This window comes from Lysobacter xanthus, assembly GCF_047159895.1.
In genome coordinates this window covers 1-8,877 of record NZ_BAAGAB020000090.1, presented here as the reverse complement: position 1 = coordinate 8,877, position 8,877 = coordinate 1, and the positions used below count along the sequence as shown (strand labels likewise).

11 protein-coding genes and 1 tRNA gene are annotated in these 8,877 nt (G+C 70.8%); 8 read left to right on the top strand and 4 right to left on the bottom strand.

The genetic code is table 11. The annotated features are described in order from the left end of the window. The coding region (locus ACY35P_RS14315; protein WP_462116512.1) for a hypothetical protein at positions 1-374 on the top strand (374 nt) is incomplete at its 5' end. 69 nt (positions 375-443) lie between these two features. Here ACY35P_RS14315 and fdxA read toward each other — a convergent pair. Then, positions 444-767, bottom strand: coding sequence for a ferredoxin FdxA (fdxA, locus tag ACY35P_RS14310; RefSeq protein ID WP_462116511.1), 324 nt, complete (start codon positions 765-767; stop codon positions 444-446). Between the two features lie 116 nt (positions 768-883). Continuing rightward, positions 884-959: transfer RNA gene (locus tag ACY35P_RS14305), tRNA-Glu, on the bottom strand. A 102-nt stretch (positions 960-1,061) separates the two neighbouring features. Between ACY35P_RS14305 and pcnB the strand changes: the two genes are divergently transcribed. From pcnB to pgi, 6 genes are all read left to right on the top strand, one after another. Then, positions 1,062-2,375, top strand: coding sequence for a polynucleotide adenylyltransferase PcnB (pcnB, locus tag ACY35P_RS14300; protein WP_462116510.1), 1,314 nt, complete (start codon positions 1,062-1,064; stop codon positions 2,373-2,375). After that, positions 2,372-2,866: a 2-amino-4-hydroxy-6-hydroxymethyldihydropteridine diphosphokinase gene (gene folK / locus ACY35P_RS14295; protein ID WP_462116509.1), complete on the top strand. Its 495-nt coding sequence runs from the start codon at positions 2,372-2,374 to the stop codon at positions 2,864-2,866. Before pcnB ends, folK begins: the two co-directional genes overlap by 4 nt. Positions 2,867-2,870: 4 nt before the next feature. After that, positions 2,871-3,692, top strand: coding sequence for a 3-methyl-2-oxobutanoate hydroxymethyltransferase (gene panB, locus ACY35P_RS14290; RefSeq protein ID WP_462116508.1), 822 nt, complete (start codon positions 2,871-2,873; stop codon positions 3,690-3,692). A gap of 1 nt (position 3,693) precedes the next feature. After that, a complete protein-coding gene (panC, locus tag ACY35P_RS14285; protein ID WP_462116507.1) occupies positions 3,694-4,554 on the top strand; it encodes a pantoate--beta-alanine ligase in 861 nt (286 codons plus the stop codon). Positions 4,555-4,634: 80 nt separating this feature from the next. Beyond that, positions 4,635-5,015, top strand: a complete 381-nt coding sequence (gene panD / locus ACY35P_RS14280; protein ID WP_462116506.1) for an aspartate 1-decarboxylase — start codon at positions 4,635-4,637, stop codon at positions 5,013-5,015. Positions 5,016-5,093: 78 nt separating this feature from the next. After that, the gene (gene pgi / locus ACY35P_RS14275) at positions 5,094-6,608 is read left to right on the top strand and encodes a glucose-6-phosphate isomerase (RefSeq protein ID WP_462116505.1); all 1,515 of its coding nucleotides are present in this window, start codon (positions 5,094-5,096) and stop codon (positions 6,606-6,608) included. 3 nt (positions 6,609-6,611) lie between these two features. On the opposite strand, the gene ACY35P_RS14270 is transcribed toward pgi, so the two are convergent. Both ACY35P_RS14270 and queG read right to left on the bottom strand, forming a co-directional pair. Next, the gene (locus ACY35P_RS14270) at positions 6,612-7,043 is read right to left on the bottom strand and encodes a TfoX/Sxy family protein (protein WP_462116504.1); all 432 of its coding nucleotides are present in this window, start codon (positions 7,041-7,043) and stop codon (positions 6,612-6,614) included. 33 nt (positions 7,044-7,076) lie between these two features. Beyond that, positions 7,077-8,213: a tRNA epoxyqueuosine(34) reductase QueG gene (gene queG, locus ACY35P_RS14265; RefSeq protein ID WP_462116503.1), complete on the bottom strand. Its 1,137-nt coding sequence runs from the start codon at positions 8,211-8,213 to the stop codon at positions 7,077-7,079. Positions 8,214-8,235: 22 nt separating this feature from the next. On the opposite strand from queG, the gene ACY35P_RS14260 reads away from it, so the two are divergent. Then, positions 8,236-8,877: NAD(P)H-hydrate epimerase (locus ACY35P_RS14260; protein ID WP_462116502.1), on the top strand; the 642-nt coding region annotated here is incomplete at its 3' end.

The following is an 8,877-nucleotide window of genomic DNA, read 5'->3' as shown; positions in this document are numbered from 1 at the left end:
GCCCGCTGGAAGTCCCGCCGGAGCTCGACACGTCGCCCGCCGCCACCCCCGTGACCGGCAGCGCGACCGCGTCGACCACGCAGCAGGCCGCGTCGCAGGCGTCGTCGCTGGGCTTCACCGTCGCCGGCGAACGCGACGCGGTATTCGCGCGCCTGGGCGATGCGATCGCGGCCGTTCCGGGCGCCAAGGTCACGAACCGCGCTCCGCTGCTGGGCGCCTACGACGTCGACTACTCCGGCTCGAACTTCCTCGTGCGCGTCACGGCGGGCTCGGGCGGCACGTATGTCGCCGCGGTCGATCCGCGCGGGCTGCCCGCAACGGGCGAGGCGGCACGTCGACTCGTGGCCGCGCTCAAGGCATCGCTCGCCCCCTGAGGCCTCGCGTACGGCCCAAGCAGGAACGGCGCCCTAGGGCGCCGTTCTCGTTTCGGGGATCCGTGCCGGTCAGCGTTCGAGCATCGGCAGCTTGTCGGGCACGCCTTCCCAGTCCTTGGCGTCCGGCATGCCGTCCTTGCGCGCCGTGATCGCCGGCCACGCCTTCGACAGCTCGGCATTGAGCGCGATGAACTGCTCCTGGCCCGCGGGGACATCGTCCTCGGGGTAGATCGCGTTGATGGGGCACTCGGGCTCGCAGAGCGTGCAGTCGATGCACTCGTCCGGGTCGATCACGAGGAAGTTCGGCCCCTCACGGAAGCAGTCGACCGGACAGACCTCGACGCAGTCGGTGTACTTGCACTTGATGCAGTTCTCGGTAACGACGAAGGGCATGATGGTGCTTCCGTGATGGCCGGCGTCGCGGCGCCTGAAACGAAACAACCCGCGCATCGCTGCACGGGTTGCCGGTGTGGCCTGTCGCGACTTAACCGTGCGCCGGACCGTGGATATGGCGCTCCCTACGGGATTCGAACCCGTGTTTTAGCCTTGAGAGGGCCACGTCCTAGGCCTCTAGACGAAGGGAGCAGAGGTAAGCGCTGGAAGCTCCGTCCGGCGCGGCGTGTAGTATAGGCGGGCTCACTGTCCCGCGGCAATGGGCCCACCTCCACTTCGCGGCCCCGCCCGCTGATGACCGACGCTTCCCACGCCGCCTTGACGATCATTCCGCGCGATGCGCACAACGTGTCGCGCCGCGACATCAGCCCGAACGCCCTGCGCGTGCTCTACAAGCTGCGGGAGGCGGGTTTCGGCGCGCACCTCGTCGGCGGTGCCGTACGCGACCTGCTCATCGGCGGGCACCCGAAGGACTTCGACATCGCGACGGACGCCACGCCCGAACAGGTGCGCGGCCAGTTCCGCAATTGCCGCCTGATCGGCCGCCGCTTCCGTCTGGCGCACGTGGTCTTCGGCCGCGAGATCATCGAGGTCGCGACGTTCCGCGCGAACCAGCCCGTCGACGACGACGTCGAGGCGCACGAGGTCGAGGCGGTCGTCCGCGACAACGTCTTCGGCAGCATCGAGGAAGACGCGGTACGCCGCGATTTCACCGCGAACGCGCTGTACTACTCGATCGAGGACTTCTCGATCCGCGACTACGTGGGCGGCTTCGAGGACGTTCAGGCGCGCGTGCTCCGCCTGATCGGGGACCCGGAGCGCCGCTATCGGGAAGATCCGGTGCGCATGCTGCGCGCGATCCGCCTCGCGGCGAAGCTCGGGTTCACCATCGAGAGCGCGACCGCCGAACCGATTCCTCGGCTCGCGACGCTGCTGCGTGACGCGGCACCGGCACGCCTCTTCGAGGAGTGCCTCAAGCTGTTCCTGTCCGGCCACGCGGTGCAGAGCTTCCTCGGTCTCGAGTCGCACGGGCTGCTGGACGTGCTGTTCCCGGAAACCGGCGCTGCCCTGCGGAGCAACCGCAGCGGCGCGCTTCGTCGGATGGTGCTGAAGGGGCTCGGCGATACCGACGCCCGCATCGCGGCCGACGAACCGGCGTCACCTGCGTTCCTGTTCGCGCTGCTGCTGTGGCCGGCCTATTGCCGTGCTCTCGCGCGCCTGCAGGCGGACGGCGTGCACGCGCCCGAGGCGCAGCAGCGCGCGGCCGACCGCGTCACGCTGCACCAGATGGACACCATCGCGCTGCCGCGCCGGTTCTCGTTGCCGATGCAGGAGATCTGGCTGCTGCAGCCGCGCTTCTCGCAGCGCCAGCGCCGTCGCGTGTTCCGGCTCATCTCGCATCCGCGTTTCCGCGCGGCCTTCGATTTCCTCGTGCTGCGCCTCGTGGCATCGGACGAGCACCAGGCCGACGTCGAGTTCTGGCGCGAGGCACAGCTGCATCCGGACGCCGCGGTGAATGCCGCCGAGTTCGCGGCGGACGAGGACGAGGCCGGCGACAAGCCGCGCCGCAGGCGTCGCCGTCGCCGCACGGGCGGCGGTCCCGAGTGAGCGCGCCGGTCGAGGCCTTCATCGGGCTCGGCGCCAACATCGGGAATGCCGCGCAGGCGCTCGACGCCGCGTTCGGCTGGATCGACGACCTCGAAGGCGTTCGCCTCACCGCGCGGTCGCACCTCTACCGCACGCCCGCATGGGGCGTGACGGACCAGCCGGATTTCATCAACGCGGCCGCGCGCGTCGAGACCACGCTCGACCCGCACGCACTGCTCGACGCGCTGCTCGCGCTCGAGCGACGCGCCGGACGCGATCGCCAGGCGGCCGGCCGCTGGGGCCCGCGCACGCTCGATCTCGACCTGCTGCTCTACGGCAGCCGCCGGATCGACGACGACGGCCTTCGCGTGCCGCATCCGCACCTTCACGAGCGCGCCTTCGTGCTCGTGCCGCTGGCCGAGATCGCACCCGCGCTGGTGCTCGAGGGGCATGGCCCGGTCGGCGCACTGCTGGCCGGCATGGCGACGGCGGACATCGAGGCGCTACGCTAGCGCCATGTACGCGAATGCCGCCGGCGACACGACGTCGCCCGTCACCCTCCCGCAGCTGCTGCAGGCCCGCACGGACGGCCGGCGGCTGACCATGCTCACGTGCTACGACGCGGGCTTCGCGCGCGCGATCGACGCCGCGGGGGTCGACACCGTGCTCGTCGGCGACTCGCTCGGCATGGTGGTGCAGGGGCACGGCAGCACGCTTCCCGTCACCGTCGACGACATCGCCTACCACGTGGCCTGTGTCGCGCGTGGCCTGCACCGCGCGCTGCTGATCGCGGACATGCCGTTCCAGTCCGACGCCAACGCATCAGTGGCACTGGGCGCGGCGACGCGCTTCCTCCGCGCGGGCGCGGCGATGGTCAAGATCGAGGGTGCGGGTTTCAAGCTCGACGTCATCCGGCACCTGGTCGAGCGCGAGATTCCGGTCTGCGCACACCTCGGCCTGACGCCGCAGTCGGTGTTGCGCCTGGGCGGCTATCGCGTGCAGGGGCGTGACGAGGATGCCGCGACGCGCATGCTCGACGACGCGCGCGCGGTGGAGGCGGCCGGCGCATCCATGCTGGTGCTCGAATGCGTGCCGTCGGAGCTCGCCGCACGCATCACCGCGTCGCTCTCGATTCCCACCATCGGCATCGGCGCCGGTGCCGCGTGCACGGGGCAGGTGCTGGTGCTGCACGACATGCTCGGCCTGCGGCACGGTCGACGGCCACGCTTCGTCAAGGATTTCCTGGCCGAGGGCGGCAGCATCCAGGGCGCCATCGAGGCCTTCGTCCGCGAAGTGCACGCCGGTAGCTTCCCGTCCGCCGCGCACGGCTACGCCTGACATGACGACGGTCGTCGACGAACTCGCACGGCTGCGCGACACGGTGCGCCGCTGGACGCGGGCGGGCGAGCGCGTCGCGTTCGTGCCGACGATGGGCAACCTGCACGACGGCCACTTCGCGCTGGTGCGCCTCGCGCGCCAGCACGCGGATCGAGTGGTGGCGAGCGTCTTCGTGAACCCGACGCAGTTCGGTCCGAACGAGGATTTCGCCCGTTATCCGCGCACGCCGGAGCGCGACGTGGCCGGGCTCCGCGAGGCCGGCTGCGACGTGCTGTGGATGCCGGACGTGCCGACCATGTATCCGTTCGGCGCGGCGAATGCCGTGCAGGTGCGCGTCCCGGGCATCACCGACGTGCTGGAAGGCGCGCACCGCCCGGGCCACTTCGACGGCGTGGCGACGGTGGTCACGCGCCTGTTGCTGCAGGTGCAGCCCGACGTGGCCGTCTTCGGGCGCAAGGATTACCAGCAGCTCGCGGTGATCCGCTATCTCGCGCACGAACTGTCCTTCCCGGTCGAGATCGTTCCGGGCGAGACCGTGCGCGATACCGACGGGCTCGCCATGAGCTCGCGCAACCAGTACCTGTCCGCCGAAGAGCGGGCGAGGGCGCCGGTGCTGTACCGCACGCTGTGCGCGATGCGCGACGCCGCTTGTGCGGGTGAGGCCCTCGCGGACGTCGAGGCGCGCGCAGTGGCCAGCCTCGCGGATGCGGGCTTCGACACGGATTACATCGTCGTCCGCCGGCGCGACTTCGGCGTCGCGGCGCCGGAAGACACGGCGCTGGTCGCACTGGTCGCGGCCCGGCTCGGCAGCACCCGCCTGATCGACAACCTGGAGTTCGAGCGACCGTCCGGCGGCGGCTGAGCCCGCTCATGTTGCAGCGCGCCATGCGCTGCTAGACTTCGCGCCTCCGATGCCCGCGACCCGCGGGACGAGCTGCCGACATGTTCCTGAACCTGCTCAAGGCCAAGATCCACCGCGCCACCGTGACCCATGCCGAGCTGCATTACGAAGGCTCGTGCGCGATCGACGGCCGACTGCTCGACATCTCGGGCATCCGTGAGTACGAGCAGATCCACGTCTGGAACGTCAACCAGGGCACGCGCTTCGTGACCTACGCGATCCGTGCCGACGAAGGCAGCGGGACGATCTCCGTCAACGGCGCCGCTGCGCACCGCGCGGCCCCTGGCGACCTCGTGATCATCGCGGCCTACGGCCACTACGACGAAGCCGAAGCCGCTCGCTTCGAGCCCACGCTCGTCTACGTCGACGCGGACAACCGCCTGACGCACACCAACCGCAAGATCCCGGCACAGGCCGCCTGACGGCGGCGGGATCACCCGTCCTTTCGCGGCAAGCGGCAGAATGCGGGGCTTCCATTCCGACCTGCCGACGAGCCACGGATGACGCCCGCCGACCGCCTCGCTCCCCTCCGCGCCGACGCGGCGCGCGTGCTCGACCGCCCGCTGCGGGACCTGATCGCCGACGACCCGGACCGCGTGATCGACTTCGCGCTGCGGGTGGGTCCGCTGCATGCCAACTTCGCCCGCCAGCGCTACGACCGCGCGGCGCTGGACGCGTTGTTCCGGCTCGGCGAGTCGCTCGACTTCGATGCGCGGCTGCAGGCGCTGTTCGAAGGCGAACATGTCAATTCGACGGAAGGCCGGCCCGCGCTGCACACCGCGCTGCGCGGTGACGCGACCGATGCGCCGACCGCCACGGCGTCGCACGGCATGGCGCGCGAAGCCCGCGAGGCGATGCGTGCCGTCGTGGACGCGATCGCGCGCTCCGGCGTCACGGACGTAGTCAGCGTCGGCATCGGCGGCTCCGACCTCGGGCCGCGGCTCGCGGTCGATGCGCTGTCTCCGCCCGGTGGTCCGCACGTGCGGGTGCATTTCCTGTCGAACGTCGACGGACACGCCGCGCAGCGCGTGCTGGCGCTGCTCGATCCGTCGACCACCGCCGCGCTGCTGATCTCCAAGAGCTTCGGTACGCAGGAGACGCTGCTCAACGGACGGCTGTTGCGCGACTGGCTGGGCGACGACTCGCGTCTCTACGCGATCACGGCGAATCCGGCGCGCGCCGCGGAGCAGGGGATTCCGCAGCACCGCATCCTGCCGATGTGGGACTGGGTCGGCGGTCGCTATTCCATGTGGTCGACCGTGGGCCTGCCGATCGCCATCGCGATCGGCATGGAGGGCTTCGAATCGATGCTCGCCGGCGCCGCCGAGATGGACGAGCACGTGCTGCGCGAGCCGGTCCGTCGCAATCTCGCCGCCTGGCATGCGCTCACCGCCGTGTGGAACCGCAATGCGCTCGACCTCGCGAGCCATGCGGTACTGCCGTACGACGACCGCCTGCGCCTGCTGCCCAGCTACCTGCAGCAACTCGTGATGGAGAGCCTCGGCAAGTCCGCGCGCGAGGACGGCTCGCCTGTCGGCGTCGACACCGTGCCGATCTGGTGGGGTGGGGCAGGCACCGACACGCAGCACAGCTTCTTCCAGGCGCTTCACCAGGGAACGACGATCGTGCCCTGCGACTTCATCGGCATCGTCCGCCCCGATGCGCCTCACCGTGCGAACCACGATGCGCTGCTGTCGCACCTGCTCGCGCAGAGCGAGGCGTTCGCCAACGGCCAGGACAGCGACGACCTGCATCGCCACTATCCGGGCGGCCGCCCCAGCACCATGTTCCTGCTCGATGCGCTGACGCCGCATGCGCTCGGCGCGCTCGTGGCCCTGTACGAGCACAGCGTCTTCCTGCAGTCCGTGGTCTGGGGCATCAATGCCTTCGACCAGTTCGGCGTGGAACTCGGCAAGCAGATCGCAAATCGCCTATTGCCGGCGGTGCGCGGCGAGGCGGAGGCCGACGACGTGGTGACGCGCGCGCTGATTGCGGAGATCGCGACGCTGCGCTGAGCCTCAGCGCGGCGTCTTCGGGCGCCGGGGCGTCGAGGTGTCCGTGCGGCGTGTCGCCGCGCGCGGCGTCGCTGCTTTCTTCGTCCGGGTCGCGTCGCCCTTGGGTGCGCGTGGCTTCGGTCGCGGCAACGCGGCCGCGGTCGCCTCGAGCACGCGCACCAGCCAGTCGCCGTCGTCCCAGAGATCGGGCGCGATGCGCAGGTACGGTTTGGCACCGGGGTAGGGTGGTCCGAAGGCGGGCTCGGCGGCGGTCGCGATGGCCTCGCGGCCGGGTGCCGTGTCCTTGACGAACAGCACGTCGTCGCAGACGAACGCCACCGGCACGCCGTCGTGATACAGGCAGTACTCGCCGAACATGCGCTTGGTCGAGTACGCGGCGCGGCGCGGGCCGAGCTGGTCGACGAGGAATTCGATGGTGCCGGGATCGGTGGCCATGGCGTGCGACCAAGCGGGAGTCAGGCAGGCAATCTACGCCGGCGTCGGCCCGCCGTCGCGCATAGGGGCCGTGGAGATGCCTGCACTCGGGCGCGCACCGGCATGGCGTGCCAGTGCCCATTCGACGCTCTCACGCACCACGGGGTCGTCGACGTCGCGCCTCGATTCGAGTGCGGCGAGCACCGCGGGCGTGGTCGGCGCGTTGCCGAGCGCGATCGCGATGTTGCGCAACCAGCGTGCATGGCCGCTGCGGCGGATCGCCGTGCCTTCCGTGCGGCGCAGGAATTCCTCTTCGCCCCATGCGAACAGCTCGGGCAACGTCGCGCGGTCGAGATCGTTGCGCGCGCGGAAGTCGGGTTCGTCGGTGCGCCGCGCGAACTTGTTCCAGGGGCAGACCAGCTGGCAGTCGTCGCAGCCGAAGATCCGGTTGCCCATGAGCGGTCGCAGCTCGGGGTCGATGGCGCCTTCGTGCTCGATGGTGAGGTAGGAGATGCAACGGCGCGCGTCGAGCCGGTGCGGCGCGACGATCGCCTGCGTGGGACAGATGTCGATGCAGCGGACGCACGTGCCGCAATGCGCGGTGGCGGGCGGATCGACCGGTAACGGCACGTCGACGTAGATCTCGCCGAGGAAGAACCACGAACCGCCATTCCGGTCGATGAGGCAGGTGTGCTTGCCGATCCAGCCGAGCCCGGCGTTGCGGGCAAGCGCGCGTTCGAGCACGGGCGCGGAGTCGACGAACACGCGGTGCCCGAACGGCCCGATCTCGGCGGCGATGCGCTCCGCCAGCTTCTGCAGGCGGTTGCGCATCAGCTTGTGATAGTCGCGACCGAGCGCGTACCGCGCGACGTAGGCGCGTTCGCCATCGGCCAGCGTTGTCCACGCTTCTTCGTCGTCGCGCCGGCCGTAGTCGAGCCCCACGCTGATGACGCGGAGCGTGCCGGGCAACAGTTCCGCAGGACGCGCGCGCTTCGTGCCGTGTCGAGCCATCCAGTCCATGGAGCCGTGCAGCCCCTTCGACAGCCAGTCCGCGAGGAAGGCCTCGTCGTCCGGCAGTTCGATGTCGCTGATGCCGCAGCGCTGGAAGCCCATTTCGCGGGCGAGTTCGCGCACCCGGGCCGCCGCGGCGACGAGGTCGATCGGCGCGGGAACGTCGGCGGCGAGGCTCATGGGCCAAGTATAGAATCGGCCGATGCGCGACCTCCTGCCGCTGTTCGACATCGATTCACTGCGTCGTTTCGAGGCCGCGGCGATCGCGGCGACCGGCGGCGACGACGCCCTGATGGAACGCGCGGGCCGCGCGGCCTGGCAGCACCTGCTGGCGTGTTGGCCCGCGGCGATGCGTCTGGCGGTCGTCTGTGGCACCGGCGGTAACGGCGGCGACGGTTACGTGCTCGCCCGCCTCGCGCACGAGTCCGGTCGGGACGTGGTGGTGGTCGACGCCGCGGACGAGCCGCGTCGGCACGCGGCCGCCGCCCGCGCGCAGGCGGCGTTCGTCGAAGCCGGCGGACGCGTCGGCGACGGCGATGCGCTCCCGCCTGCGGACGTGGTGGTCGACGCACTGCTGGGCATCGGTCTCGAAGGCGAGCCGCGGCCGCGCGCCGCCGCGCTGATCGACGCCATGAACGCGCAGGCGGCGCCCGTGTTCTCGCTGGATGTGCCGAGCGGCGTCGATGCGCGCGGCGTTCCGGGCGGTGCGGTGCGCGCGTCCGCCACCCTCGAGTTCCTGCTTCCGAAGGCGACGCTGCGCACGGGGCCGGCGCGCGAATGCGCCGGGCGCATCGATTGCGCGCCGCTCGACGTTCCGGGGGATGTCGATCGCCCCGAGGCGACC

Excerpts from the sequence above, each read along its gene's own strand:
- panC (WP_462116507.1), top strand. The coding sequence starts at position 3,694 with ATGACGACGGTCGTCGACGAACTCGCACGGCTGCGCGACACGGTGCGC.
- panB (WP_462116508.1), top strand. The coding sequence starts at position 2,871 with ATGTACGCGAATGCCGCCGGCGACACGACGTCGCCCGTCACCCTCCCG.
- queG (WP_462116503.1), bottom strand. The coding sequence starts at position 8,213 with ATGAGCCTCGCCGCCGACGTTCCCGCGCCGATCGACCTCGTCGCCGCG.
- pcnB (WP_462116510.1), top strand. The coding sequence starts at position 1,062 with ATGACCGACGCTTCCCACGCCGCCTTGACGATCATTCCGCGCGATGCG.
- fdxA (WP_462116511.1), bottom strand. The coding sequence starts at position 767 with ATGCCCTTCGTCGTTACCGAGAACTGCATCAAGTGCAAGTACACCGAC.
- pgi (WP_462116505.1), top strand. The coding sequence starts at position 5,094 with ATGACGCCCGCCGACCGCCTCGCTCCCCTCCGCGCCGACGCGGCGCGC.
- panD (WP_462116506.1), top strand. The coding sequence starts at position 4,635 with ATGTTCCTGAACCTGCTCAAGGCCAAGATCCACCGCGCCACCGTGACC.
- ACY35P_RS14270 (WP_462116504.1), bottom strand. The coding sequence starts at position 7,043 with ATGGCCACCGATCCCGGCACCATCGAATTCCTCGTCGACCAGCTCGGC.